This is a genomic window from Pseudomonas sp. P106(2024), assembly GCF_057480815.1.
The window spans coordinates 14,854-40,362 of sequence record NZ_JBLIYU010000005.1 but is presented as its reverse complement, the minus strand read 5'-3'; the positions used below and the strand labels follow the sequence as shown (position 1 = coordinate 40,362).

Genomic DNA, 25,509 nt, shown 5'->3' with positions numbered 1-25,509 from the left:
CCCACAGGGATGACAGCTCCCTGCGCGACAGCGCAGCCCAAAGGGCTGGGCGAGCGCCTAAACGTCAGTAGCTCGCCGCGCCTTGTCCTGGGCGAGCTCCTCGCGCAACCGCTCCAGCACCCGTTGCGAATTGTCCACGCAAGGCATGCCCTCGGGCTTGCTCTCGATCCCCTCGATCACCAGCAGCAGCTGCGCCTTGTTGCGCGCCAGGCGCTCCTGCAGCCGCTCGATCTCCTCGACCTTGCGCTTGAGCCCGCCCAGCAGTTCGTCATGCTGCCAGCCCTTGGCCTTGGCCGGCAGCAGCTGGCGGATTTCCTCCAGCGAGAATCCCGCAGCCTGGGCGTTGGTGATCATTTCCAGTACCCACACCGCGTCGGCGTCGTAGTCGCGATAACCATTGGCCTTGCGTTCGACCGAGCTGATCAGCCCGCTGGCCTCGTAAAAACGGATACGCGACGCAGCCAACCCTGTGAGTTTGGCCAGCTCTCCTATTCTCATGCGGCACCTTTGAAATTGTATTGACCTTCAAGCGCACTTTAATCCTAGAGTTGTCCGGTGGCCAAGTGAACCGTCACCGGCCTGCCCGCTCCACACCCTGGAAAAAGGAGAAGCACAATGGGATACGTCACAAGCAAAGACGGTGTCGAAATCTTCTACAAGGACTGGGGGCCGCGTAACGCCCAGGTGATTTTCTTCCACCACGGCTGGCCGCTCAGCGCCGATGACTGGGACGCCCAGCTGCTGTTCTTCGTCGCCGAAGGCTATCGCGTGGTCGCCCACGACCGCCGTGGCCATGGCCGCTCAAGCCAAGTCTGGGATGGCCACGACATGGACCACTACGCCGACGATGTGGCCGCAGTGGTCAAGCACCTGGGCGTCGAGGGCGCGATCCATGTCGGCCACTCCACCGGCGGCGGCGAGGTGATCCACTACATGGCCCGCCATCCCGAAGACAAGGTGCCCAAGGCCGCGATCATCGCTGCGGTTCCTCCCTTGATGGTCAAGACCGACAGCAACCCCGGCGGGCTGCCCAAGTCGGTATTCGATGACCTGCAGGCCCAGCTCAAGGCCAACCGGGCGCAGTTCTATCACGACATTCCGGCGGGTCCGTTCTACGGCTACAACCGCCCCGGAGCCAAGGCGGACCAGGGGGTGATCCTCAACTGGTGGCGCCAGGGCATGATGGGTGGCGCCCAGGCGCACTACGACGGCATCGTCGCATTCTCCCAGACGGACTTCACCGAGTCGCTGAAGAAAGTCAACGTCCCGGTGCTGGTGATGCATGGTGACGACGACCAGATCGTGCCCTACGACAATTCAGGGCCACTGTCGGCCAAGTTGCTGCCCCAGGGCATCCTGAAGACCTACAAGGGCTACCCCCACGGCATGCCGACCACCCACGCGCAAGTCATCAACCAGGATCTGCTGGCGTTCTTCCGCGCCTAACCGACGGGTCAACGTCCGACGTCGATCCTGAGATCGGACGTTGGCCCGAATGAACCTGTCCCGTCTCCCGACGCTCTGAGCTTTTAACCCCCAAGGCCAAGGTGCGCCATGGAGCTGATCGTCGCCCGCCCCGAGGGCCTCTACTGCCCTCCCGGTGATTTCTACATCGACCCGTGGCGCCCGGTGGACCGGGCGGTCATCACCCATGCCCATGGCGACCATGCCCACCGGGGCAATCGTCACTACCTGGCAGCCGCGCCCGGCGCGGGCATACTGCGCGCCCGACTGGGCGAGGACATCGACCTGCAGACCCTGCCCTACGGCGCCCGCCTGGAGCACCGTGGCGTTACCCTGAGCCTGCACCCGGCCGGCCATGTGCTCGGCTCGGCCCAGGTGCGCCTGGAGTACCATGGCGAAGTATGGGTCGCCTCGGGCGACTACAAGGTCGAAGCGGACGGTACCTGCGAGCCCTTCGAGCCGGTGCGCTGCCACACCTTCATCAGCGAATCGACCTTCGGCCTGCCGATCTATCGCTGGCAAGCCCAAGCCCGCCTGTTCGCCGACATCGATGCCTGGTGGCGCGCCAATGCCGCCGCCGGACGCGCCAGCGTGCTGTTCGCCTATGCCTTCGGCAAGGCACAGCGAGTTCTGCATGGCATCGATGCCAGTATCGGCCCGCTGCTGGTGCACGGCGCCGTCGAACCGCTGAACCGTGTCTACCGCGAGGCCGGCATACACCTGCCCGATACCTTGTCCGCCACCGCGACCACCCGGGGGGATCCGCTGCTGCGCCAGGCATTGGTGCTCGCCCCGCCGTCGGCCGCCGGCAGCACCTGGCTGCGACGGTTTGGCGACTACAGCGATGGCTTCGCCAGCGGCTGGATGCTGCTGCGCGGCGCCCGGAGGCGGCGCGGCGTGGACCGCGGCTTCGTGCTCTCCGACCATGCCGACTGGCCCGGCCTGCTCTGGGCCATCGAGCAGAGCGGGGCCGAACGGGTGATGGTCACCCACGGCCAGGTCAACGTGCTGGTCCGTTACCTCGGTGAACGTGGCTTGGATGCCCGCGCCTTCCAGACCGAGTACGGCGAGGAAGACGACACTGGGGAGGCGCCGGTGCCATGAAAGCCTTCGCCGACCTCTACACCCGGCTCGACGCCACGACTTCGAGCAATGCCAAGCTTGCCGCGCTTCAGCAATACTTCGCCAGCGCCCCACCGGCCGACGCCGCCTGGGCGGTTTACTTCCTGGCCGGCGGACGCCCGCGGCAAGTGGTGCCGACCCGTCTGCTGCGCGAGCTGGCCATTCAGCGCTGCCAGTTGCCCGAGTGGCTGTTCGAGGAAAGTTACCAGGCGGTCGGCGACCTGGCCGAAACAATCTCGCTGCTGTTGCCCGAGTCGCCTCAGGCTTCGGAGCACAGCCTGGTATGGTGGCTGGAGCAGTTGCTGCCGCTACGCGGGCTGCCTCCGCAAGCACTGGGCGAACGCCTGCAGCAGCTTTGGGCGCTGCTTGACCGCCAGGGCCTGATGGTCAGCCTGAAGCTGCTCACCGGCGCGTTTCGCGTCGGCGTCTCGAAACTGCTGGTGACCCGGGCGCTGGCCAGCCTGGCCGGGGTCGACGCCAAGCGCGTGGCGCAGCGCATGGTGGGCTATACCGACCTTTCGCACCGGCCGACGCCGCAGCGCTACCTGGCCCTGATTGCCCCTGAATCCCACGAGGAGCACGCCCAGCGTGGCGGCCAACCCTACCCGTTCTTCCTGGCGCACCCGCTGCAGGAGCCGGTCGAGCGGTTCGAGGCCTTGCTCGGACCTGCCCAGGATTGGCTGGTGGAATGGAAATGGGACGGTATCCGCGCCCAGCTGATCAAGCGCGACGGGCGTGGCTGGCTCTGGTCGCGCGGCGAGGAGCTGATCACCGAGCGTTTTCCCGAGCTTGCCAACCTGGCCGCCGCGCTGCCCGAAGGCACGGTGCTCGATGGCGAACTGGTGATCTGCAAGGACGCCGTCGGCGACGGGTTTGGCGTGCAGCCGTTCGCCTTGCTGCAGCAACGCATCGGCCGCAAGACGCTCGGCAGGAAGCTGCTAGAGGAGTTGCCGGCAGCCCTGCTGGCCTATGACCTGCTGGAATGGCAAGGCCAGGATTGGCGCAACCGCAGCCAGGATCAACGTCGGGCACAGCTGGAACAACTCGTCGACGAAGTCGGCGACGCGCATTTGCGCCTGTCGCCCAGGCTGGGTGGCGAAGACTGGCTGGCGCTGGCCCGTCAGCGCGAGTCCTCCCGTCAGCTCGGCGTCGAAGGCATGATGCTCAAGCGCCGCGATTCGCTGTACGGCGTCGGGCGCACCCGCGACCTCGGCGTGTGGTGGAAATGGAAGATCGACCCGTTCAGCGTCGATGCGGTGCTGATCTACGCCCAGCGTGGCCATGGTCGCCGCGCCAGCCTGTACAGCGACTACACCTTCGCGGTGTGGGACGACAGCGCCCCGGGCGAGCGCGTCCTGGTTCCGTTCGCCAAGGCCTATTCCGGCCTCACCGACGATGAAATGCGCAAGGTCGATGCGATCATTCGCAAGACCACCGTGGAGAATTTCGGGCCGGTGCGCAGTGTCACGCCGACTCTGGTGTTCGAACTGGGCTTCGAAGGCATCTCCCTGTCCAGGCGCCACAAGAGCGGCATTGCGGTGCGCTTCCCGCGCATGCTGCGCTGGCGCACCGACAAGACCATAGAACAGGCCGACACCTTGGCCACGCTGCAGGGGCTGCTCTGATGGTGACGGCGAAACGGCCACGGCCTTCGTCGACCTGGTTCGCCGAGCGAGGCTGGAAACCCTTCGCCTTCCAGAAGGAGGTCTGGCAGGCCGTCGATCAGGGCGAGTCGGGCCTGCTGCATGCCGCCACCGGTGCCGGCAAGACCTACGCGGTATGGTTCGCCGCGCTGGATCGCTTCGTCCAGCCAGCGGCGCTGACAACGCGTGGGGCCAGGAAACCAGCCTTGGCCCCGCTGACGGTACTGTGGATCACGCCGATGCGCGCGCTGGCTGCCGATACGGCAAAAGCCCTCCAGGCGCCCCTTGATGCGCTCGGAATAGACTGGCGCGTCGGCTTGCGCACCGGCGATACCGGTAGCGCCGAACGTGCGCGTCAGGGACGGCGACTGCCCAGCGCCCTGGTCACCACACCGGAAAGCCTGACCCTGCTGCTGACCCAGGCCAGTGCCCGCGAAGCCTTCGCCAGCCTGCGCATGGTGGTGGTCGATGAATGGCACGAACTGCTGGGCAACAAGCGCGGTGTGCAGTTGCAGCTGGCACTCGCCCGTCTGCGCCGCTGGCAACCTGGCCTGCTGGTCTGGGGGTTGTCGGCCACGCTCGGCAATTTGCAACACGCCCGGCAGGTGCTGATGCCCGCCGGCCGGCTGGTGCAAGGCCGCACCGCCAAGGACCTGCGCATCGACACCCTGCTGCCGGCTGTGTTCGAGCGCTTTCCCTGGGCCGGCCACCTGGGTCTGCGCATGCTCGGACAGGTCATCGCCGAGCTGGAGGGCAGCGCCACCACGCTGGTGTTCACCAACACGCGCTCGCAGGCGGAAAACTGGTACCAGGCGCTGCTCGAGGCCCGCCCCGACTGGGCCGGGTTACTGGCTTTGCACCATGGTTCGCTGTCGCGCGAGGTGCGCGACTGGGTCGAGCAGGCCCTCAAGCTCGGCCAGTTGAAAGCGGTAGTGTGTACCTCAAGCCTGGACCTTGGAGTGGATTTCCTGCCGGTCGAACGGGTGCTGCAGATCGGCTCGGCCAAGGGCGTGGCGCGCCTGATGCAGCGCGCCGGGCGATCCGGTCACGCACCGGGGCGAGCGTCCCGGGCGACCCTGGTACCGACCCATGCCCTGGAGCTGCTGGAGGCCGCCGCCGCGCGCACTGCGGTGGCCGAAGGCAAGGTCGAGGCGCGCCAGGCGCCCGAACATCCGCTGGACGTGCTGGTCCAGCACCTGGTGAGCATGGCGCTTGGCGATGGGTTTCATGCCCAAGAGCTGCTCGCTGAGGTGCGCGAAGCCTGGTCGTACCGGGCGTTGACCGACGCCCAGTGGCAGTGGGCGCTGGCGTTCATCCGCCATGGCGGCCATTCGCTCACCGCCTACCCTGACTTTCGCCGTGCCGAGCCGGACGCCAGCGGCCTCTGGCAGGTACCCGACGCGCGGCTGGCGCGTCGTCACCGCATGAGCGTCGGTACCATCGTCAGCGACGCCAGCCTCACGGTGAAGTTCTGGGGCCGAGGCGGCAGCGGCTCGCTGGGCACCATCGAGGAAGGCTTCATTGCCCGCCTGCGCCCTGGGGATACGTTCCTGTTCGCCGGTCGCTCCCTGGAACTGGTGGAGGTGCGCGAAATGACGGTCTACGTGCGTCGCTCAACCCGCCGCAAACCCGCCATTCCCCGCTGGAACGGCGGGCGCATGCCGCTTTCCGGCGAGCTGGCCGATGCCATGCTGGCCAAGCTGGATGCAGCGGACCAGGGCGTGTACGACGGCCCGGAAATGCAGCTGCTGCGCCCCCTGCTGCAGGTGCAGAAAGCCTGGTCGGCGTTGCCCGGCAAGGACACCTTGCTGGCGGAAACGTTGAAGTCGCGCGAGGGCTGGCACCTGTTCCTCTACCCCTTCGCCGGACGCTCGGTCCATCTGGGGCTCGCCAGCCTGCTGGCTTGGCGGCTGGCGCGAAATGTGCCCCTGAGTTTCTCGATCGCGGTCAACGACTACGGCCTGGAGCTGCTCTGTGCCAGCGCCATTGATTACGCCGAAGCCCTGACCCCAGCCTTGTTCGCCAGCGACGACCTGCTGCCTGAGGTGCTCGCCAGCCTTAACGCCGGCGAGCTGGCACGACGACGCTTTCGCGAAATTGCCCGGGTCGCCGGACTGGTGTTCACCGGCTATCCCGGTGCGCCCAAGAGTGCCCGCCAGCTGCAGGCCTCGAGCGGGTTGTACTTCGATGTGTTCAGACAGCACGATCCGGACAACCTGTTGCTCACCCAGGCGCATCAGGAGGTACTCAGCCAGGAACTTGACGTAACGCGCCTGGACCAGACGCTGCAGCGCCTGCGCGGACTGCGCCTGCTGGTAAGGCCGCTACGGCGCGCGACACCGTTCGCCTTCCCGCTGCTGGTGGAGCGGTTCCGCGAAGGCCTCAGTTCGGAAAAACTGGCGGACCGCATCCAGCGCATGGTGGCCGAGCTGGAAGAGGCGGCCGGAGACGCAAGCGGCACGGGCACGGCCCTGGCGCCGCCACGGGTGGAATGTGCACAGCCTCGAGCCGCAGCCCAGAGGCGACACAAGGATGGCCGACCCCGGCCGAAACGTCAGGCACGGAACAACGAGCCATGACCCACCCCGTTCACCAGGTCGTACAGGTGGCCGGCAGCGAACTCTGGCTGCTCGCAGGCAAGGCAGTGTGGTGGCCTGAGCAACGTACCTTGCTGGTCGCCGACCTTCATCTGGGCAAGGCCGCCGGTTACCGGGCGCTGGGCCAGCCGGTGCCCAGCGGCACCACCGCTGAAAACCTGCAGCGTCTTGACACCCTGCTGAGCGGCTTCGCCTGTCGACAGCTGGTGCTGCTCGGTGACTTCCTGCACAGCGCGGCGGGGAGGACACCTCGCACACTGGCGGCGTTGGCCGAATGGCGCGGTCGCCATCGCGCACTGCCGATGCTGCTGGTACGCGGCAACCATGACCGACATGCCGGCGATCCACCTGCGCAGCTGGGCATCGAGGTCGTTCCCGAGCCCCTGCTGCTCGGGCCGTTCGCCCTGCAGCACGAGCCGATCCCGTTTCCAGGCCGTCACGTGCTGGCGGGCCATGTGCATCCTGCGTATCGCTTGCGTGGCCGGGGCCGACAGCAGGTGCGCCTGCCCTGTTTCAGCGTGAGCGAACACCTGACCCTGCTGCCAGCATTCGGCAGTTTCACCGGCGGCTTCACCGTGCAGGCCACTGTCGGGCAGCGGGTTTTCGTCATCGGCGACGGCGGGATCTGGGAAGCACCGTGAATAACCTTCGTGTGAAAAAGTGTCAACCGCGCGCTAACTTTAAATATATTTACATATTGATAACACCGATTTACATCGGCTCACCACCCATTAAAATTATTTCACTAAAAACATTAATATCGCGCACAACAGTTAATTGAATTCACGTTTCAACGGACCGACAATCAGTCACCGCCCTGGTCCACGACTGGCGTGGCAACGGGGTGCTCGCCCTACACCGAGCACTTCATCTTTTATGTCAGCGTCTGCGCTTTTTAATTAAAAGAAAAGACGCGCGCCCATGCAATTGTGTTGCAGCCGCACCGTACACAAAACTTTTACATCCATTCCATGGCATGTAGTACGGGCAAAACATCTACCGAGGAAAACTATGAACACCCCAGCCACCGGCGCGCCCGACACGTTCAACGCAACGCAGGAACGTATCCTGCTGACCGGCGCCACAGGTTTTCTCGGGGGCGCCGTCGCCGCCCGGATGATCGCCGAAGGCCAGGCCAGCGCCCTGTGCTTCCTGGTCCGCGCTGACAACTCGGCCCAGGGCCTGCAGCGCCTGCGCGACAACCTGCGCCAACACGGCGTCGATGAGCGCCAGGGCCTGGCACTGAGCGAGGCGCAGATCATCTGCGGCGATTTTCTCGACACAGCCTGGCTGGCCCGCGAGACCCCACGGCTGATGCAGATCGACCGGGTAATCAACTGCGCCGCCGTGGCGTCATTCTCGAAGAACCCCAACATCTGGCCGGTGAACGTCGAGGGCACCTTCGCCTTCGCCCAGGTACTGAGCCGCTCCACGCGCCTGAAGCGCTTCCTGCACGTGGGCACCGCCATGTGCTGCGGCCCGCAGCGGGAGTCGCCGATCAGCGAATCCTGGGAATTCCCTGAGGCGGCCCAGCAACTGGTGGACTACACCGCCTCGAAGGCGGAGATCGAGCGACGCCTGCGTGAAGCGCTGCCCGCCCTGCCCCTGGTGGTAGCGCGGCCGTCCATCGTGGTCGGCCATCGCAGCCTCGGTTGCCAGGCGTCGGGCAGCATCTTCTGGGTGTTCCGCATGGGTTTCGCCCTGGAAAGCTTTACCTGTGGCCTGGACGAACAGATCGACGTGATCCCGGTGGACTACTGCGCCGAGGCGCTGATCGGCCTGGCTCTCAAGCCGCGCCTGGGCCATGACCTGTACCACATCTCCGCCGGCCATCACTCGGCCTGCACCTTCGCCGAGATCGACGAAGCCTTCGCCTTGGCCAATGGCGCGCAACCAGTGGGCGAGCGCTACCGCAAGGTCGATGTCGACGACCTGAAGTCGCTGGCCAGCCGCTTCGAAGCCCGCATCGGCCCGGCCAACCCGCGCCTGGTGCTGCGCGCACTGCGCCTGTACAGCGGTTTTGCTGACCTCAACTACCTGTTCGACAACAGCCGGTTGCTGGAAGAAGGCATCGCCGTGCCGCCACGCTTCACCGACTACCTGGACGTGTGTGTCAGGTCGTCCAGCGGCGTGAGCATCGCCACGCAGATGCAGTGGGATTTCAAGTAAGAACCCAAGCCATTCACCGCTCCTACAGGGAAAACAGTCGCTGGGGGTAATTTACTTAACATATTCATGAGGCGCATGATCACCACACCTCCCGTGGAGGTCATGCTGCCGCCGTATGCCTTTCGAGATGGAATTTCTGGCAGCCTGAAGCAACACCCTGGCAGCCCCAGGCAAGACACCTACCTGTCGTTAGGTGCTCAATGCCTGTAACCGCCAGCGCTTGTGCAAGCCCTGCTGTCCAACAATTCCAACTGTCCAGGCTGCGCCATGATCAACATCGAAACGCCCACGTACTACACCGCCACCAAGAAGTACAACCTGAGCTTCCCCACCCTGGAAAGCGACATCGAGGCCGATGTCGTGGTGATCGGCGGCGGCTTCTCGGGCATCAACACCGCCCTGGAACTGGCGGAGAAAGGCATCACCAACGTCGTCGTGCTCGAAGCCCGCTACCTGGGTTTCGGCGGCACCGGTCGCAATGGCGGGCAAATCATGGCCGGCATCGGCCACGACCTGGAGAAGATCAAGGGCAGTGTCGGCGAAAAGGGCCTGCGCGAGATCTTCGAGATCAGCGAACTGGGCGCCGGCATCATCAAGGACCGCATCGCCCGCTACCAGATCGACGCCGACTTCTGCCACGGCTACGGCTACATGGGCTTCAACGCCCGCCAGGAAAAGACCCTGCGCGCCTGGGAAAAGGACTTCAAGGCGATCAACGGCAAGGACGAGATTCGCTTTCTCGGCGGCTCGGAGGTCAAGCAGATCATCGGCTCCGACGCCTACAGCAGCGCCCTGCTGCACATGGGTGGTGGCCACGTGCACTCGCTGAACCTGCTGCTCGGCGAGGCCCAGGCCCTGGCCGGCCACGGCGCGCGGATCTTCGAACACAGCCCGGCCCTGGAGGTGCGCTACGGCGAGCGGATCACCGTGCGCACCGGGCGCGGCTCGGTCAAGGCCAACAAACTGCTGTGGGCCTGTGACAGCTTCCTCAACAAGCTCGAACCCGAGCTGCATGCGCGCACCGTCAACACCTACGCCTTCCAGCTGATGACCGAGCCACTGCCGGACGAACTCATCCAGCGCATCAGCCCGATTCGCGGCGCCTACAGCGACATCCGCCCGGTAATCGACTATTACCGCGTCACCCGCGAGAACCGCCTGCTGTTCGGCGCCGCCACCCCGTTCGTGGAACACATCCCGAAGGACCTGAAGGCCTGGAACCGCAACCTGATGCTGAAGATCTTCCCCTACCTCAAGGACGTGCGCATCGACCTGGCCTGGGGCGGGCCGATGGCCACCAGCGCCAACCTGTTCCCGCAGATCGGCACCCTGAGCAACCGCCCCAACGCTTTCTACGTGCAGGGCTATTCGGGCTTTGGCGTCACCCCCAGCCACATCATCTGCAAGATTCTCGCCGAAGGCATGAGCGAAGGCTCCAGCCGCTACGACCTGATCAGCTCGGTCAAGCATGCGCGCATCCTCGGCAAGGACCATATCCGCCCGCTGCTGCTGACCGCCGGCAAGACCGTGCATCAGCTGTCGGGCTTCTTCAACGGCCGCCGTTGATTCCTTTTGAACAAGACCAGGAGAACCACCATGACCCTCACCGCCGTCCGCCAGGGTGTGCAACTGTCCGAACTCGACGCCTGGGGCACCGTTGCCGACCTGGGCTCGACCATCCTCGAAGGCGAGGTCAAGTGCTACGGCAAGATGACCCACGGCGCCCCCACCGACCCGCTCAGCAGCGCCTACTTCGGCACCACCCAAGGCAAGTTCCGCATGGTCTATCCGTTCAGCGAGCAGGCGGTGATCGTGACCGGCGAGATCCAGCTGACCGATGAATCCACCGGTCAGGTGACGCGCTACAAAGCGGGTGATGCCTGGTTCGTGACCAAGGGCACGCCGGTGCTGTGGGAAGTGCTGAGCGAGACCTTTGTGAAGCATTACCTGGCGATTGCCTGATACCTCCCTATGGGAGCGGGCTTGCCCCGCGATAGCGGCTGCCGGTACATCCTCGTCAGGCAGACTGATGCTATCGCGGGACAAGCCCGCTCCCACGCCTATGACGCTTCAGGCGCTGTATCCTGCATCTGCAGGATGGTCTTCCCCCTCCCCACTTGGCGATACTCCCCCCAGGCCCTGACAACAACAAGAACGTCGCAGCCAGGTACCGCCCATGTCCGATTTCCTTGCGTCCCCCGGCTTCACGCTGTTCAACGCCCTGGTCCTGGAACTGCAGCGCCTGGCCCAGGAACAGCCGCTGCCAAGCTTCCATGACCGCATGCTCGAACGCGCCGGCGAGCTGATCCCGTTCGACAAGGCCTGGTGGGGCCGCGCCGCGCTGGTCGATGGCTTGCCCCACGAACACAGCAGCCATGTCTACAAGCTGCCGCCTGGTTACGTGCAGGACTGGCAGTCGATTCGCCACCAGGACATCACCGTGCAGCAGGTGCATGCCCAGCCGGGCCGCTCGGTGATCGTCGACAGCCAGGCCGACGACGCCCCCGAGGGCCTGCGCTGGCTCGGCGCCCGCCACGGTTTCGGCGAGTTCCTGTGCATCATCCATATCGACCCACAGACCCGCCTCAGCGTGCACCTGACCCTCTACCGGGCCCACGGCGCGGCCAGCTTCACCGCCCACGAGCGCTTGCTGCTCGATCACCTGATGCCGCACCTGGTGGCCGCCGAGGGTGCCAACCAGATCCGCGCCCTGGTGGCACTGCGCGAGGCGCTGGACGGCGCCAACACCCTGTCGCTGGCCGTCTGCGACCGCCAGGGCACCCTGCACCACGCCGAACGCGGCTTCGTCGAGCGCCTGCTGCTGGAATGGCCGCGCTGGAGCGGCCCGCACCTGCCAGCCGAGGTCAGTCCCGCCAGCTACCGTGGCCAGCACCTGCAACTGGACGCCACCGCCGTGGGCGACCTGTTCCTGCTGGCCGCCCGGCCCCGTTCGGCCCTGGCCCAGCTCAGCGCCCGCGAGGCGGATGTGGCCGAGCGCTTCGGCGGCGGCGGCACCTACAAACAGATCGCCCGCGAACTGGGGGTGGCGCCCAATACCGTGCGCCACCACATCCGCAGCATCTACAGCAAGCTGGGCGTGAACAGCAAGGCCGGGATCACCCAGCTGCTGCACCACCCTCCGCTCTGACCCCTTCCTGACGCCCTCCAGCCCGCCAGCCTGGCTCGCGGGGTTGGGGCGCCTTTGCCCGCTGTTCGCCAACCACAACAACAAAGGAACACGCCCATGCCCGACCCTCGCAGCCGCTGGCTTGCCTTGGCCCTCACCCTGGCCGGCGCCCATGCCCAGGCCGCCGACCTCAATGCCCGCGATTTCGTCAGTGCCCCGGTGGGCACCCGCCTGGGGGTCGCGTACCTGCCGCTGACCCGCGCCAACGACTACCATGGCGCCGCCGACGGCAACGGCAAGGCCGACCTGGCGGTCAACGCCTTCGCCTATCGCCAGTTGTGGTTCACTGACATCTGCGGCACGTTGTGTACGCCGCAATTCATCGTGCCCTACGTCGACACCGAGGCGCGCCTGCCGGGTAGCGACGGCCACACCCGCGAGCGCGGCATCGGCGATCCGCAGGTCGGTGGCACGCTGTTCTTCATCAACGATCCGCAAAACCGTACCTACAGCGGGCTGCTGGCATTGCTCAGCGTGCCGGTCGGCGAGTACCACGCCAGCAACCCCGGCGTATCGCCCGGCGCCAACCGCTGGGCGCTGCACCTGAACTACAACTACACCCAGGGCGTGGGCGAACGCTGGCTGCTCGAGGCCAATCTGGAAGCCCAGTTGTACGGCCGCAACGACGATTACTTCGACAACGAGCTCAAGCAGAAGCCGCTGTACCGCCTGCAGGCCTTCGCCTCCTACGACTTCACTCCCACCACCTACGGCGCCCTGCGCCTGATCCACGCCGACGGCGGCCAACTGGAGCTCGATGACCGGCACCTGGACAACAGCCACCAGCGCTACACCCAGGTCGGCTTCGAGCTCGGCCATTGGCTCGACCGGCGCAACCAAGTGCTGCTCGGCCTGACCCGCAATGTTTCCACCGACAACGCCTACGCCCAGGACAACCTGCTGCTGCGTTTCGTCCACGTCTTCTGAGGAATCGCCATGCCTGTCTTCACTGCTATCGGCCTGCCACCGCTGCGGCTGCTGGCCATTGTGCTGTTCGCCGCCGTGGTGCCCTGCGTGCTGATGACCGCGCCGGCGGTCGCTGGCCAGTACGCCGCCCAGCTGGGCCTCGGGCCGGCGCGTGTCGGCCAGCTGTTTTCCGCGGAGCTGGCGGCCATGAGCCTGGCCACCCTGCCCGCCTACTACTGGCAGCCCCGCTGGGACTGGCGTCGGGTGGCGCGAGGCGCGGCGCTGCTGTTCATCCTGGCCAACCTGGCCTCGACCGGCTGCGACAGCTACCTGGCGCTGATGGCCCTGCGCGTGCTCAGCGCCCTGGCCGGAGGCACGCTGATGGTGGTGTGCATCGCCAGCGCGGCCAGCAGCCGGCAGCCCGACCGGGTGTATGGGCTGTGGGTCAGCGGCCAATTGATCCTCGGCGCCGTGGGCTTGTGGCTGCTGCCGCCGCTGTTCGGGGCATTCGGGCTCAAGGCCCTGTACCTGGGCCTGGCGCTGCTGATGCTGCTGTGCCTGCCGCTGGCCGGCACCTTTCCGGCCTCAGCCGCGCCCGGCCCGATGAAACCTGCGCACGCCCCGCTCGAGCACCGCTGGCTCCCGGGTCTGTGCGGACTGCTGGCGGTACTGCTGTTCTACACGGGGCTCAGCGCGGTGTGGACCTTCATCGGCAGTATCGCCGCCAGCGCGGCGATCGACCCGGGCAGCAGTGGCCGGATCCTGTCCATCGCCACCCTGATGGGCATTGCCGGCTCGCTGTGCGCCACGCTGATCGGCCCACGCTGGCCGCGCAACCTGCCTCTGGCCTTGGGCATCGGCCTGATGGCGCTGGCCGTCGCCCTGCTGCTGGGCAGCCCCGACCTGCGCCGTTTCGCCCTGGCCGCGCTGCTGTTCAAGTACTGCTGGACCTTCGCCCTGCCGTTCATCCTCGCCTGCCTGGCCGACCACGACCGCGCCGGGCGTCTGATGAACAGCGCCAACCTGGTCATCGGTGGCGGCCTGGCCCTGGGCCCGGCCATCGCCGGCCCGCTGCTCGAATCGCGCCACGGCATGCCCGCCGTGCTGCTCGGCAGCATCGGCTGCCTGCTGCTGGCGTTCATCAGCCTGATGCTCGCCCGCCTTAACCGTTCCCCGCTCACCACTGGAGTCCACCCATGAGCCGCCGTACCGCGTTTTTCTCCGACGAACTGTGCTTCTGGCACAGCGCCGGGCTGCATGCCCTCACCCTGCCAGTCGGCGGTTGGGTGCAGCCCCCCGCCGCCGCGGGCTTTGCCGAGTCGCCGGAAACCAAGCGACGCCTGAAGAACCTGATGGACGTCTCGGGCCTGTCGCGCCAGTTGCTGCAGCGCAGCGCCGAAGCCGCCAGCGACGCCGACCTGCTGCGCGTGCACCCGTCGCATTACCTGGCGCGCTTCAAGGCGCTGAGCGATGCCGGTGGCGGCGAACTGGGGCTGCAGGCGCCGATCGGCCCGGGCACCTTCGAGATCGCCAGGCTCTCCGCTGGCCTGGCCATCGCCGCTGTTGACGCGGTACTGCGCGGCGAAGCCGACAATGCCTACGCGCTGTCGCGCCCGCCGGGGCACCACTGCCTGGCCGACCAGGCCATGGGCTTCTGCTTCCTGGCCAACATCCCCATCGCTATTGAGGCGGCCAAGGCACGCCACGGCCTGGGACGGGTGGCGGTGATCGACTGGGACGTGCACCACGGCAACGGCACCCAGTCGATCTATGCCCAGCGCGGTGACGTGCTGACCGTGTCCCTGCACCAGGAGCATTGCTACCCACCGGGCTACAGCGGCGCCGATGAACGCGGCGTGGGCGATGGCGAGGGCTGCAACCTGAACATTCCGTTGCCGGCCGGTACCGGGCATGCGGGTTACCTGCAGGCGATGGAGCAGATCGTGTTGCCAGCATTGCAGCGCTTCCAGCCGGAGTTGATCGTGGTGGCCTGCGGCTATGACGCCAACGCGGTCGATCCGCTGGCGCGGATGCTGCTGCACAGCGAGTCGTTCCGGGTCATGACGCGGATGCTGCGCGAGACCGCCGAGCAGCTGTGCTCAGGGCGATTGGTGATGGTGCACGAGGGTGGGTATGCCGAGGCCTATGTGCCGTTCTGTGGGTTGGCGGTGATGGAGGAGTTGGTGGGGGTGAGGACAGCGGTGGAAGACCCGATGCTGGCATTCATCGAGTTGCAGCAGCCGGGGGCGGAACATGGGTGTTTTGTGGCGCAGTACGTAGAAGGGCTGCGAGCGCGTCTGGTCTGACTGCATCATCGTGGGCAAGCCGCATCGGCGCACCGCCGCTCCCACAGGTTCGATGAGAACCTAGTCGGAGCGGGCTTGCCCCGCGATGTCCTTACCGCCCAGGCATTAGAGCCATCGCCCGGAAATCCTTCGGCGACTGCTCGAAGTGCTTCTTGAATGCCCGGCTGAAATGCGCCGAGTCGGTGAATCCCCACTTGTAGGCAATCGAGGTGATCGACTCGCGCTTGAGGAACGGGTTGGACAGGTCATCCGCGCTGCGCTTGAGGCGTGAACGCTGGATGTAGCGGCAGACGCTGTCGCCCTCCTCCTCGAACAGACGGTACAGATGACGCACCGAGATGCTCAGGCGCTCGGCCAGGTTTGCCGGGGTCAGGCCCGGCTGGCCCAGCGACTCGTCGATGACCTTCTGCACGTAGCCGCGCAGGCTGGCGCCGCTGAGCCCGGCGAGCGATCCGGGATTGTCGTCACCACGCTCGAAACCTGGCTCCAGCAAGGCGATGAACGCCGCCTGCAGTGCCTCGCCCTGGGTTTCCCCGGCCTCGTCGCCTTCGCGGCACAACTGGTCCATCAGCAGGTGCAGCATGCGCCCGCAGGCGTTGGTCGAGGAGATCTTGCCGAAGGTCGCGCCCTGCCCGGTCACGTGCTTGCGCACCTGCTCGCGAGACAATGACAGCGAGACATGCTCGATCAGGCCGAACGGGGTGATCTCGCACGGGCCCACCGAGTCCATCAGCAGCAGTTCGCCCGGCGACAGCTGGATGCTCACGCCATCCTGGGTGATCTGCGAGTAACCCATGCGCTGGCTGACCAGGAAGCAATGCTGGTCGTCGTCGCGGTCGGGGTTGTCGCCCAGGCGGCGGATAGTGCCGGCGTTGGTGCGCAGGTTGGCCAGGGCCAGGCCGGCACGGTTGTAGGTCGAGATCTCGCCGATGAACAGCGAGCGGTTGAAGGCCAGTTCGGTCTGGAACCGGCCGCAGACCTTCTGCATGGCCGTGGTCCAGCGCTCCAGGCCGTCCAAGGCGGGTCTGGCGTTGCACTGAGTGACGGGCTGGGGCATGGCAACCTCCACACGCGGGCGTTGTTGTTATGCGCTAATTGTTAACATGTTATCAATGAGCGTACAACTGTCATTATGTGCCGGTGTTGGCAGCAGGTTCCGTGCCAGGTGAATTGAGCAAGACACAAGGCCGCAAAGCGGCCCCTGGCTCTACAGGTCGCTCAGCATCAGTTGCAGCGCATCGAAAGCTCGCCAGAGATGCTTGCGCTGCTCAATGTCGAGGGGGATGTAGCGGCGAAACGCGGGCACCCGATTGACCACCTCGCTGGCGCCCATATGCTCAAGGGTTACCCGCCACTGACCGTCGCGGCACTCGATGGCCAGGCGCTTGAAATCCAGCGGCATCAATACAGCCTGAGCACGCCCGAGGCGCTCTCGCAGCGCTTCGAACTGCACCTGATCGCCGCCCCGCAGGCGGCATGCCAGCCCCGTTCGGCGCAACGCCCCGGTATGGTGCAGTTCTACCCGCACCGCGCCCTGCCCCAAGGCAGGCACCTGCAGGATGAACTCGCACAGCACCAGATGCATCAGTAGATGGCTCTCAGTGCGCTCGCGCACTTCGATCCGAGGGCCATCTTCGCGGTAGGTAAACGATGCTGCGGATTGCAAATCCGTCAATCCCAGGTTTCGCCACACCCGCTGCAAGGTCGCCCCAGGCCGATAACCGGCCGGGGTGCGTGGGCCGGTCAGGCGTTCAAGCCAGCTTGCCGACATGGCGCACCTGCTCGTGGTGAGAATGACCGGGTTCGGCGGCGAACTCCTTCTCCAGCACGTCCTCGACCCGCGCCGGGCGGAACGGGTTGACCTTCTGCACACACAGCGTCCAGAACAGCGCGTAGGCCGCGGTGGCGCCGAGCATCACGGAGAACGGCACGTAGACATCGGCCGGGTTCATGCCCGGCGGGGTGATGAACCACATGCCCAGCAGTATGCCGATGCTGGAGACGATCTGCGGCAGCGGGAACCACGGCGAGCGGTAGGCGCGTGGCAGGTCCGGCCGGCGGATGCGCAGGATCACCACCGACAGGGTCACCAGCAGGTACGCGGTGCTCCAGGCGCACACCGCCGCCAGCACCAGGTGCAGGATATTGTCGGTGTTGCCGCCCAGGTACCAGGCGTGCAGGCACGGGATCAGCGCCACCACCAGGATGCACAGCAACGGCGTCTTGAACCGTGGATGCAGGTAGGTGAACACCTTGGGCAGCGCCCCGTCCACCGCCATGCCGTAGAGAATCCGCGGCACCCCGGCCATCAGCGTGTTGATGGTGGCGGCGCCGGCGAACAGGAAGCCGATGCCCAGCCACACCGGGCCAATATCGCCCATCACCTGCTCGGCGAAACGCGGGATGGCCATGGGCGTGTCCAGCAGGTGCACGCCGCTGGCGGCGTCAAGCACGACGTTCTCCACCTGGCGCTTCATCGCCGCGCCGTAGATGAACATGCAGCTGGCCACGCCGAACAAACCCAGGGCCATGGCCTTGGGCATGACCCAGGCCGAGCGGCGCAGTTCCGGGGCCAGCGGGGTGACGAATTCGCAACCGACGAACATGAACATGGCCATGCCCACCAGCGACAGAATGGTCATCAGGTCGGTGCCGACCAGCGACACGCCGAACGGCCCGTCCAGCTCCACGGCGGGCGCCGCGATCAGGCCAAGCACGCCAAACACCATCAGCGTGGTCCACATGCCGAAGGTCAGCACCACTTCGGCGCGGCCAAAAGCGCTCACGCCGAAAGCGTTGAGCACGCCGAACACCAGCACGAAACCCACGCCCAGCAACCACGAACCACCGGCCGACTCGGCCAGGGTGTTGAGGTGCTCGAAGTTCACCAGGGCCATGACCCCGGAGAGGATGGTCTCGGCGGTGCCGGCGAACACATGCACGATCAGGTACGCCGACAGAGTGCCGGTGATGGCGAAGAAACGGCCCAGGCCGCAGTTGATGTAGTCGTAGACGGAGCCGGTGGTCGGCAGGATCGCCGCCGCCTCGGCGAAGGTAGTCGACTGCGCCAGCATCATCACCGCGGCGATCACCATGGCCACGGCGAAGGCGCTGCCGCCGATGCCGAAGCCCATGGTCGCGGTGAGGATCACGGGGCTGGCCATGATCAGGCCGACGGTGCTGGCCAGCGCGGTGGGGAAGCCGACGCTGCCACGGTTGAGGTGCTCGGTGAGCTTATTGTTGATTGTCATGGGTGGGCCCTGGGTGGACGAGGGAAAGATTCTTCCCTGTCACTTTGCGGCCTGCACCCGGGCGGGTCTTGCCACTGCCTGCCGCAGGGCTTGATCCGTGTTGCCAGGTGCTTGGCGATAGTCTTGCAGCGCTCTTGAGATCGAGCGCCGCGCGGGCGGCACTCGATCTCACAGGCACTGCAACTCTAGTGTCGAATACCTCGAACCATTTACCCCTGCGCGCAACGGTCCATCACCCCATGCGGCAGAACCCTGGAATAGGCCCCCTGGTGATAAAGCAGCGGGGCATGCCCCAGGTCGTCGAACGCCAGCACCCGGCCAATGAGAATCCAGTGATCACCGCCATCGATCTGCTGGAACTTCTCGCAACGAAAGCGCGCCGAACAGCCCGGCAACAGGGGCGCGCCGCCCTCGCCGGTCTCATGCTCGATACCGGCGAAGCGGTCTTCGCTGGGGCGCGCGAAGGTGTTGGACAGGTCGATCTGGTCGGCGGCCAGCACGTTCACGGCGAAGTGCCCGGCGGCCTCGAACACCGCATGGCTGCCGGAGCGCTTGTCGATGCTCCAGAGCACCAGCGGCGGGTCGAGGGATACCGAGTTGAAGCTGTTGGCGGTGACCCCGACCTTGCGCCCCGAGGCGTCGGCGGCGGTGATCACGGTGACGCCGGTGGCAAAGTTGCCCAGGGCGCGGCGGAAGGCGCGGCTATCGAAGGGATTGGACATGCAAGGCTCCATCATTGTTGTTGGGCTAGGCTGGGGCGCCAGCCATGTTCATCGGCTGAAGCTCAGGTCATCGCCGGATCCGGCTCCAGCCCCATCAACTCGCGCCCGAGGATCTGCGCGCAGACGTCGTAGTCGGTGTAGGCATGCGCGCCGGTCATGTGCGCATCGCGGAACAGCCGCTGCAGCTCGTTACCGTCAAACCAGGCGCCGCCGCCAGCCGCCTCCATCAGCCGATCCACGGCCTGGATGCACAACTTGACCGCGTAGCCCTGGTTGGTGCGCCAGTACGTAAGCTCGGTGCGCGTCGGGTATTGGTGCCGGGCGCTGTACTCGGCGATCTGCTCCCAGCTCTTTTCCAGCAGCGCCCGCGCCGCGGCGACCTGGTGGGTGGACTCGGCCAGGCGCATCAGCGCCGGGGTGGCCGCGCCGACGGCGGCGCCGGTGTAGGCGCGCACGCGGTTGCGGGTCTTGTCCCTGAAGACCTCGAGCATGCGCTCGGCGATGCCCAGGCTGACCGTGGAGAACCCGCTGGCGAAGTACGGGCGGTAGGGGTTGAAGTAGATCGCGCTGTCCGGGTATAGCCCGAAGCCCGCCGACTGGCCCTCCATCATGTCCCTGGCCTTCTGGATACGGTGTTCGGGCACAAAGGCGCGCTCGACGATCAGCGTGCGGCTGCCACTGGCGCGCATGCCGGCGGCGAACCAGTCGTCGCGGATCTGGTAGTCGCTGCGCGGCAGCACGGCGAAGCAGTAGTCCTGGCCGCCCTCAGGGTTGGCCCGGCGAAAGCCCATGATCGCCCACTCGGCGTGGTCGCAGCCGCTGCTCCAGCCCATCTCGCCGCTGAACAGCACGCCGCCCTCGACCTCCTCGGTGCGACCGAACGGCGCGATGCTGCTGCTGGCGGTGGCGTCCGGGTCACGGCCCCAGATCTCGTCCTGCAAGCGTGCCGGGAACATCGCCAGCTGATGACTGTGGGTGCACAGCAGGCTCATAGCCCAGGCAGTGCTGGCGCAGGCGCCGGCCAGCGCGGCGATGCATTCGGCGAACTGTGGCAGGCTTATTTCCAGGCCGCCGTAATGCCTGGGCAGGAAGGCCTTGTGCAGGCCAATGGCCTTGAGCGCGGCGATATTCTCGACGGGCACGCTGCGCTCGCGCTCGGCCTGGTCGGCGCGAGCGGCGATGGCCGGCAGCAGGGGCTTGAGGTCTTCGAGCAGGGAATTTGGCTTTTTCATGGTCTGGCTCATTGTTATTGGACCCTGGCGAACGCTGCCCGGAATGGGCCGCTCACTGATGAATGCCGGGTCAGTATGGGAGCCGTGGCCGAGCCGGAAAATGCAACTTCCGCACCTCGGATTGCACTTTTCGTGGCACCTGGCAGACAGGGTCATGGGGGCGGCATGGGCAGACAAGATCACCAGCGTGTCGGGCTTTAATCTGGGGGAAATCAGGCCGCAATAAGGCCCATCGCGGAGCAAGCCCGCTCCCACGAAGCCCTCGGCAAACCACCCGGAGCCCTGCCATGAGCGACATCGCCCTCCTCCCCAGCGTCAGCGCCTTCCTGGCCCGTGACCACGGTCTGTACATCCATGGCGCATCGGTCGCCAGCCAATCCACCGCCCGCATCACCGTGCACAACCCGGCCAACGGCGAAGCCATCGCCCAGGTCGCCGACGCCAACCTTGCCGATGTCGAGTGCGCCGTCGAATCGTCACGCAAGGGTTTTGCCAGCTGGTCGCGCACCAGCCCCGCCGCCCGTGCCGCGGTGTTGTTCCGCCTGGCCGACCTGCTCGAGGCCAACCGCGAGGAGCTGGCCCAGCTGGAAACCCTGCAGTCGGGCAAGCTGATCGGCATCGCCCGCGCCTTCGAGGTGGAACAGGCCGCGCACTTCCTGCGCTATTACGCCGGCTGGGCCACCAAAATTACCGGCCAGACCATCACCCCATCCCTGCCCTCCTTCGCCGGCGAACGCTACAGCGCCTTCACCCTGCGCGAGCCGGTGGGCGTGGTGGTGGGCATCGTGCCATGGAACTTCGCCACCATGATTGCCCTGTGGAAGCTGGCCTCGGCCCTGACCACCGGCTGCAGCATCGTGCTCAAGCCCAGCGAGTTCACCCCGCTGACCCTGCTGCGCATCGCCGAGCTGGCCAGCGAGGCCGGCCTGCCGCCGGGCGCGCTCAACGTGCTGACCGGCGCCGGCCAGGTGGGCAAGGCGCTGGTCGAGCACCCTGGCACCGACAAGGTGTCGTTCACCGGCTCCGTGCCCACCGGTATCGCGGTCGGCCAAGCGGCCATGGGCGCCAAGCTGACCCGGGCGACCCTGGAGCTGGGCGGCAAGAACGCGGTGGCGTTCCTGCCCGACGTCGCCGTCGACAAGGCGGTGGACGGCATCATCGAGGCCGGTTTCCTGCACTCCGGGCAGATCTGCGCCGCCGGCGAGCGTTTCTACGTCCATCGCTCACGCCTCGACCCGCTGCTCGAGGCCCTGTCCCAGCGCCTGGACCAGCTGAAGATCGGCTCGCCGCTGGACGAAACCACCCAATTCGGCCCGGTGGCCAACAAGCCACACCAGCAAAAGCTCGGCGAGCTGTTCGCCACCGCCCGTGCCGAGGGCAACCGCATCGTCCATGGCGGACGCCTCGGCGAAGGTCCGGGCTGCTTCGTCGAGCCCACGGTCATCCTTGCCAACAACGCAGGTGACACCCTGCTCAACCAGGAAACCTTCGGCCCGGTGGCGACCTTCCTGCCCTATGATCATGAAGACGAACTGATCCAGCTGATGAACGCCTCACCCTACGGCCTGAGCGCGAGCCTGTGGACCAACGACCTGGGCAAGGCCATGCGCCTGATCCCGCAAATCCAGGCCGGGACCTTGTGGGTCAACATGCACACCCTGCTCGACCCGGCGGTGCCGTTCGGCGGCATCAAGGCCTCGGGTATCGGCCGCGAGTTCGGCTCGGCGTTCATCGACGACTTCACCGAGCTGAAGTCGGTGATGATCCGCTACTGATCATGGCCAGTGCCAACCACGACCTGGGCCGCTACTGCCTGCAGGCCTTCAGCCAGCAGGTGCCGGCCTCGTTGGCGGCGTTCTACCACATCGATGCCGGGCAGCAGGCCTGCGACTTCCTGTTGCAGGACCTGCAGGCACCGATGCATGCCCGCTACCTCGAGCACTACCGGGCTTTCGACCCGCTGCAGCCCGGACGCTGCCTGGCCATCGGCCGCCCGGTGGTGTCGCTGCGCCAGGGCCTGGCCCGCCTGCCCGAAGCTCAGGGCCAGATCTACCGGTGTTTCCTCGCGCAACATCAGGTGGTGGACGTGGTCGAGATCATCGCCCAGGCCGATGGCCGCCCCGTGGCCGGCGTCTCGCTGCTGCGCTGCGCCAGCCTCGGTGAGTTTCGCGGCGACGAACTCGAACGCCTGCTGCCCCTGCACGGGCTGATGCAGCTCGCCGTGGCCAGCCAGCCGCTGGCGTGCGCCCCTGCGTCCGTCGAACTGACGCCACGGGAACGGCAGATCGCCGAGCTGCTGCGCCAGGGCAGCAGCAACAAGCTGATCGCCCGCGCCCTGGGCGTCGGCCTGCCGACGGTCAAGACCCACCTGATCAACCTGTTCCGCAAACGCGGCGTGCGCAACCGCACCGAGCTGGTGGCCAGTCTCTACCTGTGACTCAACCTTCCGGTTGATACCATCGCCCGACGCGCCGTTGCACCCTGTGGCCACCCCAACCACAGGAGTCACCGCCATGCCCAATACCGCCGACTGGATCACCGTGGGCGCCCTCGCCGACGGCTTCGCGCCCGAAGCCTTCATCCTGCCGCAACTGGCCGACCTGTCCGGGCGCACGCTTACCCTGCACTTCGCCAATGGCTGGGTCATCGAACACCGCTTCGACAGCGAGCGCCTGCACTGGCGCACCGCGGACGGCCACAGCAGCGGCAGCGCCGGCTACCGGGCGACTTCGGTACGCCCCGGCATCTACCTGGTCGACTTCATCAAGCACGAGGCCGGCCAGGCCTGGTCGGTGTCGCTGGTGCTCGACACCCTAGAGCACGCCTTCACCGCCGTGCTCGGGCGCCTGCCCGACCAGGCCCGGACTCAGCGCGGCCTGTATGCCCTGGCCCTGGCCGGCGAAGCGCTGACTGGCGTCGAGGCCAGCTTCCTGCACGGCAGCCTCGACCACCCCTGGCAGGCCGGTGCCTGTCCCCACGCGCCGACCACCGAGCTGGTCGGCCTGCGCAACCACTACCGCTACAGCCCCACCGAGGAGTACGAGCACATCTACCTCAATGCCAACTACTACAGCTGGCAGTGCCTCAAGGGCGTCGAGCAGGGGCTGTGCGACACCGACCGGGCGTACTACTACAAGATCGCCGAGCAGCTGTACCTGTTCGTCTGGTGCGAGAAGATCGTGCCCACCCTGGGCCTGGTGATGATCGACCTGGCGCGCCACCGCAGCGACGGCAAGATCTTCGGCTACCAGGGTGGCGGCTTCGATGCGCTGGCCAACTTCCCGGTGTCGTCCCACTGCCGGGTGCTCAATCGCACGGAGCATGCGCAGTGAACCGCAGCGTGCTGATTACCGGGGCCGGCAGCGGCATCGGTGAAGCCTGCGCCCTGCGCCTGGCCCGCCAGGGCTGGCGGGTGGCGCTGGTGGGCCGCCGCCGCGAGGCGCTGGAGCGCGTCGCGCAGCGGTGCGATGGCCTGGTGCTGGCCGGCGATGCCGCCGACAGCACCTCCTGGGCGGGTTTCATCGAGCAGGTGCGCGCCCGTTTCGGCGGCCTCGACGCGGTGATCGCCTGCGCCGGCGGCCACGGCCTCGGGCGGGCCGAGCAAACCAGCGACGATGCCTGGCGCGAGGCCCTGCGCAGCAACCTCGACAGCGCCTTCCACACTGCCCGGGCCTGCCTGCCGTTGCTGCGCGAGCGGCGCGGCAGCCTGGTGCTGCTGGGCTCCATCGCCTCGCTGGCGGCCGGTCCCGAAGTCTGCGGCTACACCACCGCCAAGCACGCCCTGGTCGGCCTGACCCGCTCGCTGGCTCGCGACTACGGGCCGTTCGGCATACGGGTCAACTGCGTCTGCCCAGGCTGGGTGCGCACGCCCATGGCCGACCAGGAAATGCAGCCATTGATGGATCACTACCAGGAAGACCTCGACGCCGCCTACCGCCGCGTCACCGCCGACGTGCCGCTGCGCCGCCCGGCCAGCAGCGACGAGATCGCCGCCGTGTGCCAGTTCCTGGTCGGCGTTGAGGCCAGCATCGTCACCGGCGCGATGATCACCGCCGATGGCGGTTCGACCGTGGTCGACGTGCCGACCCTGGCCTATGCCCGCCTGGAGCCGTCGGCATGAACGCGCGCTACGACTTCCAAGGCCGCACGGTGCTGGTCACCGGCGCGGCCGGCGGCATCGGCCGGGCCATCGTCGAGGGTTTCGCCCGTGGCGGCGCCCGGGTGCTGGCCGTGGATCTTGATCCGCAGGCGTTGCAGCGCCTGGTCGAGGATCAGTTGGCGTTGGGCCACCAGGTGCGTGGGGAGATGCTCGACCTGGCCGACCCCGGCGCGATCCGCGCCTTGCTGGCCGGGCTGGAACGCCTTGATGTGCTGGTGCACAACGCCGCCTACTTCCCACTCACCGCATTCGTCGAGATCGACCCGGCCCTGCTGCAGCGCACCCTGGCGGTGAACCTGGGCGCGTTGTTCTGGCTCACCCAAGGCGCCCTGCCGCTGTTCCGCCGCCAGGGTGGCGGATGCGTGCTGGCCACCTCGTCGGTGACCGGCCCCCGGGTGGCCTATCCAGGCCTGAGCCACTACGCAGCGTCCAAGGCCGGGGTCAATGGCCTCATTCGCAATGCCGCGCTGGAACTGGCGCCGTTCAACGTGCGGGTCAACGGCGTGGAACCGGGGATGGTGCGCACACCGGCCATGGACAACCTCGGCGATACCACCCTCAACGCCCGGATCGCCGCCGGCGTGCCCCTGGGACGGCTGGGCGAGCCGGCCGATATCGCCGGGGCGATGCTGTTCCTGGCCTCTGACGCTGCCCGCTATATCACCGGCCAAACCCTGGTGGTCGACGGCGGCGCCACCTTGCCGGAGACCGCCGCGCGCCTGTGATGGCGGCGACAGGCAAGGCCGCTGGC

Annotated in this window: 22 protein-coding genes and 1 pseudogene; 17 read left to right on the top strand and 6 right to left on the bottom strand. The window is 66.8% G+C overall.

The features are described 5' to 3' along the window. Nucleotides 1-57: 57 nt before the first annotated feature. Nucleotides 58-498 carry a MerR family transcriptional regulator gene (locus AC25M7_RS10580; protein ID WP_036985708.1) on the bottom strand — a complete coding sequence of 147 codons (441 nt, stop codon included), beginning with the start codon at nt 496-498 and terminating at the stop codon, nt 58-60. Nucleotides 499-615: 117 nt separating this feature from the next. Here AC25M7_RS10580 and AC25M7_RS10575 point away from each other — a divergent pair, with 117 nt between their 5' ends. From AC25M7_RS10575 to AC25M7_RS10520, 12 genes are all read left to right on the top strand, one after another. Further along, complete coding sequence (locus AC25M7_RS10575; RefSeq protein WP_028688795.1) at nt 616-1,446, top strand: alpha/beta fold hydrolase; 831 nt, start codon at nt 616-618, stop codon at nt 1,444-1,446. Nucleotides 1,447-1,554: 108 nt separating this feature from the next. Beyond that, nucleotides 1,555-2,568 carry a ligase-associated DNA damage response exonuclease gene (locus AC25M7_RS10570; RefSeq protein WP_062362238.1) on the top strand — a complete coding sequence of 338 codons (1,014 nt, stop codon included), beginning with the start codon at nt 1,555-1,557 and terminating at the stop codon, nt 2,566-2,568. Next, nucleotides 2,565-4,211: an ATP-dependent DNA ligase gene (locus AC25M7_RS10565; RefSeq protein ID WP_486971012.1), complete on the top strand. Its 1,647-nt coding sequence runs from the start codon at nt 2,565-2,567 to the stop codon at nt 4,209-4,211. The genes AC25M7_RS10570 and AC25M7_RS10565 overlap by 4 nt, the downstream gene beginning before the upstream one ends. Next, nucleotides 4,211-6,808, top strand: a complete 2,598-nt coding sequence (locus AC25M7_RS10560; RefSeq protein WP_207852133.1) for a ligase-associated DNA damage response DEXH box helicase — start codon at nt 4,211-4,213, stop codon at nt 6,806-6,808. Before AC25M7_RS10565 ends, AC25M7_RS10560 begins: the two co-directional genes overlap by 1 nt. Continuing rightward, nucleotides 6,805-7,467 carry a ligase-associated DNA damage response endonuclease PdeM gene (gene pdeM, locus AC25M7_RS10555; RefSeq protein ID WP_247284517.1) on the top strand — a complete coding sequence of 221 codons (663 nt, stop codon included), beginning with the start codon at nt 6,805-6,807 and terminating at the stop codon, nt 7,465-7,467. The genes AC25M7_RS10560 and pdeM overlap by 4 nt, the downstream gene beginning before the upstream one ends. A 370-nt stretch (nt 7,468-7,837) precedes the next feature. Then, nucleotides 7,838-8,995: a cationic peptide resistance protein CprA gene (cprA, locus tag AC25M7_RS10550; protein WP_486971011.1), complete on the top strand. Its 1,158-nt coding sequence runs from the start codon at nt 7,838-7,840 to the stop codon at nt 8,993-8,995. Nucleotides 8,996-9,262: 267 nt separating this feature from the next. After that, the gene (locus AC25M7_RS10545; protein WP_028688790.1) at nt 9,263-10,561 is read left to right on the top strand and encodes an NAD(P)/FAD-dependent oxidoreductase; all 1,299 of its coding nucleotides are present in this window, start codon (nt 9,263-9,265) and stop codon (nt 10,559-10,561) included. 30 nt (nt 10,562-10,591) lie between these two features. Further along, a complete protein-coding gene (locus AC25M7_RS10540) occupies nt 10,592-10,957 on the top strand; it encodes a cupin domain-containing protein (RefSeq protein WP_028688789.1) in 366 nt (121 codons plus the stop codon). A 214-nt stretch (nt 10,958-11,171) separates the two neighbouring features. Continuing rightward, nucleotides 11,172-12,143, top strand: coding sequence for a helix-turn-helix transcriptional regulator (locus AC25M7_RS10535; protein ID WP_182324630.1), 972 nt, complete (start codon nt 11,172-11,174; stop codon nt 12,141-12,143). Between the two features lie 96 nt (nt 12,144-12,239). After that, nucleotides 12,240-13,109 carry a transporter gene (locus tag AC25M7_RS10530; protein WP_186596036.1) on the top strand — a complete coding sequence of 290 codons (870 nt, stop codon included), beginning with the start codon at nt 12,240-12,242 and terminating at the stop codon, nt 13,107-13,109. A gap of 9 nt (nt 13,110-13,118) precedes the next feature. Next, complete coding sequence (locus AC25M7_RS10525) at nt 13,119-14,288, top strand: MFS transporter (RefSeq protein ID WP_486971010.1); 1,170 nt, start codon at nt 13,119-13,121, stop codon at nt 14,286-14,288. Beyond that, on the top strand, nt 14,285-15,394 hold the full coding sequence (locus tag AC25M7_RS10520) for a class II histone deacetylase (RefSeq protein WP_028688785.1): 1,110 nt from the start codon (nt 14,285-14,287) through the stop codon (nt 15,392-15,394). Before AC25M7_RS10525 ends, AC25M7_RS10520 begins: the two co-directional genes overlap by 4 nt. A 91-nt stretch (nt 15,395-15,485) precedes the next feature. Here the strand turns inward: AC25M7_RS10520 and feaR are convergent, their stop codons facing one another. The 5 genes and pseudogenes from feaR to AC25M7_RS10495 form a co-directional block, all read right to left on the bottom strand. Further along, a complete protein-coding gene (gene feaR, locus AC25M7_RS10515) occupies nt 15,486-16,451 on the bottom strand; it encodes a transcriptional regulator FeaR (protein ID WP_081100287.1) in 966 nt (321 codons plus the stop codon). 150 nt (nt 16,452-16,601) lie between these two features. Beyond that, a complete protein-coding gene (locus AC25M7_RS10510) occupies nt 16,602-17,165 on the bottom strand; it encodes a DUF3156 family protein (RefSeq protein ID WP_186596038.1) in 564 nt (187 codons plus the stop codon). After that, complete coding sequence (locus AC25M7_RS10505; RefSeq protein ID WP_062362211.1) at nt 17,146-18,645, bottom strand: APC family permease; 1,500 nt, start codon at nt 18,643-18,645, stop codon at nt 17,146-17,148. Before AC25M7_RS10505 ends, AC25M7_RS10510 begins: the two co-directional genes overlap by 20 nt. A gap of 212 nt (nt 18,646-18,857) precedes the next feature. After that, nucleotides 18,858-19,367, bottom strand: a pseudogene (locus AC25M7_RS10500) (flavin reductase family protein); the annotation flags it as partial. Nucleotides 19,368-19,429: 62 nt separating this feature from the next. Next, nucleotides 19,430-20,599, bottom strand: coding sequence for a p-hydroxyphenylacetate 3-hydroxylase oxygenase component (locus tag AC25M7_RS10495; RefSeq protein ID WP_028688782.1), 1,170 nt, complete (start codon nt 20,597-20,599; stop codon nt 19,430-19,432). 287 nt (nt 20,600-20,886) lie between these two features. Here AC25M7_RS10495 and AC25M7_RS10490 point away from each other — a divergent pair, with 287 nt between their 5' ends. The 5 genes from AC25M7_RS10490 to AC25M7_RS10470 all read left to right on the top strand — a co-directional run bounded on the left by AC25M7_RS10490 (nt 20,887) and on the right by AC25M7_RS10470 (nt 25,483). Then, a complete protein-coding gene (locus AC25M7_RS10490; RefSeq protein ID WP_062362205.1) occupies nt 20,887-22,374 on the top strand; it encodes an aldehyde dehydrogenase family protein in 1,488 nt (495 codons plus the stop codon). Next, nucleotides 22,374-23,036, top strand: a complete 663-nt coding sequence (locus AC25M7_RS10485; protein WP_371877796.1) for a helix-turn-helix transcriptional regulator — start codon at nt 22,374-22,376, stop codon at nt 23,034-23,036. Before AC25M7_RS10490 ends, AC25M7_RS10485 begins: the two co-directional genes overlap by 1 nt. A 76-nt stretch (nt 23,037-23,112) precedes the next feature. Next, entirely contained in the window at nt 23,113-23,931 is an 819-nt protein-coding gene (locus tag AC25M7_RS10480) for a molybdenum cofactor biosynthesis F family protein (RefSeq protein ID WP_486971009.1), read from the top strand. Next, the gene (locus AC25M7_RS10475) at nt 23,928-24,719 is read left to right on the top strand and encodes an SDR family NAD(P)-dependent oxidoreductase (protein ID WP_062362198.1); all 792 of its coding nucleotides are present in this window, start codon (nt 23,928-23,930) and stop codon (nt 24,717-24,719) included. Before AC25M7_RS10480 ends, AC25M7_RS10475 begins: the two co-directional genes overlap by 4 nt. Continuing rightward, nucleotides 24,716-25,483, top strand: coding sequence for an SDR family oxidoreductase (locus tag AC25M7_RS10470; protein ID WP_197866261.1), 768 nt, complete (start codon nt 24,716-24,718; stop codon nt 25,481-25,483). The genes AC25M7_RS10475 and AC25M7_RS10470 overlap by 4 nt, the downstream gene beginning before the upstream one ends. Nucleotides 25,484-25,509: the final 26 nt, after the last annotated feature.

What these genes read in the sequence shown, in the direction of transcription:
- AC25M7_RS10505 (WP_062362211.1), bottom strand. Translation starts at nt 18,645, where the DNA reads ATGACAATCAACAATAAGCTCACCGAGCACCTCAACCGTGGCAGCGTC.
- feaR (WP_081100287.1), bottom strand. Translation starts at nt 16,451, where the DNA reads ATGCCCCAGCCCGTCACTCAGTGCAACGCCAGACCCGCCTTGGACGGC.
- AC25M7_RS10495 (WP_028688782.1), bottom strand. Translation starts at nt 20,599, where the DNA reads ATGAAAAAGCCAAATTCCCTGCTCGAAGACCTCAAGCCCCTGCTGCCG.
- AC25M7_RS10540 (WP_028688789.1), top strand. Translation starts at nt 10,592, where the DNA reads ATGACCCTCACCGCCGTCCGCCAGGGTGTGCAACTGTCCGAACTCGAC.
- AC25M7_RS10545 (WP_028688790.1), top strand. Translation starts at nt 9,263, where the DNA reads ATGATCAACATCGAAACGCCCACGTACTACACCGCCACCAAGAAGTAC.
- AC25M7_RS10530 (WP_186596036.1), top strand. Translation starts at nt 12,240, where the DNA reads ATGCCCGACCCTCGCAGCCGCTGGCTTGCCTTGGCCCTCACCCTGGCC.
- AC25M7_RS10560 (WP_207852133.1), top strand. Translation starts at nt 4,211, where the DNA reads ATGGTGACGGCGAAACGGCCACGGCCTTCGTCGACCTGGTTCGCCGAG.
- cprA (WP_486971011.1), top strand. Translation starts at nt 7,838, where the DNA reads ATGAACACCCCAGCCACCGGCGCGCCCGACACGTTCAACGCAACGCAG.
- AC25M7_RS10470 (WP_197866261.1), top strand. Translation starts at nt 24,716, where the DNA reads ATGAACGCGCGCTACGACTTCCAAGGCCGCACGGTGCTGGTCACCGGC.
- AC25M7_RS10520 (WP_028688785.1), top strand. Translation starts at nt 14,285, where the DNA reads ATGAGCCGCCGTACCGCGTTTTTCTCCGACGAACTGTGCTTCTGGCAC.
- AC25M7_RS10575 (WP_028688795.1), top strand. Translation starts at nt 616, where the DNA reads ATGGGATACGTCACAAGCAAAGACGGTGTCGAAATCTTCTACAAGGAC.
- AC25M7_RS10580 (WP_036985708.1), bottom strand. Translation starts at nt 498, where the DNA reads ATGAGAATAGGAGAGCTGGCCAAACTCACAGGGTTGGCTGCGTCGCGT.
- AC25M7_RS10570 (WP_062362238.1), top strand. Translation starts at nt 1,555, where the DNA reads ATGGAGCTGATCGTCGCCCGCCCCGAGGGCCTCTACTGCCCTCCCGGT.
- AC25M7_RS10565 (WP_486971012.1), top strand. Translation starts at nt 2,565, where the DNA reads ATGAAAGCCTTCGCCGACCTCTACACCCGGCTCGACGCCACGACTTCG.
- AC25M7_RS10535 (WP_182324630.1), top strand. Translation starts at nt 11,172, where the DNA reads ATGTCCGATTTCCTTGCGTCCCCCGGCTTCACGCTGTTCAACGCCCTG.
- AC25M7_RS10490 (WP_062362205.1), top strand. Translation starts at nt 20,887, where the DNA reads ATGAGCGACATCGCCCTCCTCCCCAGCGTCAGCGCCTTCCTGGCCCGT.
- AC25M7_RS10480 (WP_486971009.1), top strand. Translation starts at nt 23,113, where the DNA reads ATGCCCAATACCGCCGACTGGATCACCGTGGGCGCCCTCGCCGACGGC.
- AC25M7_RS10525 (WP_486971010.1), top strand. Translation starts at nt 13,119, where the DNA reads ATGCCTGTCTTCACTGCTATCGGCCTGCCACCGCTGCGGCTGCTGGCC.
- pdeM (WP_247284517.1), top strand. Translation starts at nt 6,805, where the DNA reads ATGACCCACCCCGTTCACCAGGTCGTACAGGTGGCCGGCAGCGAACTC.
- AC25M7_RS10510 (WP_186596038.1), bottom strand. Translation starts at nt 17,165, where the DNA reads ATGTCGGCAAGCTGGCTTGAACGCCTGACCGGCCCACGCACCCCGGCC.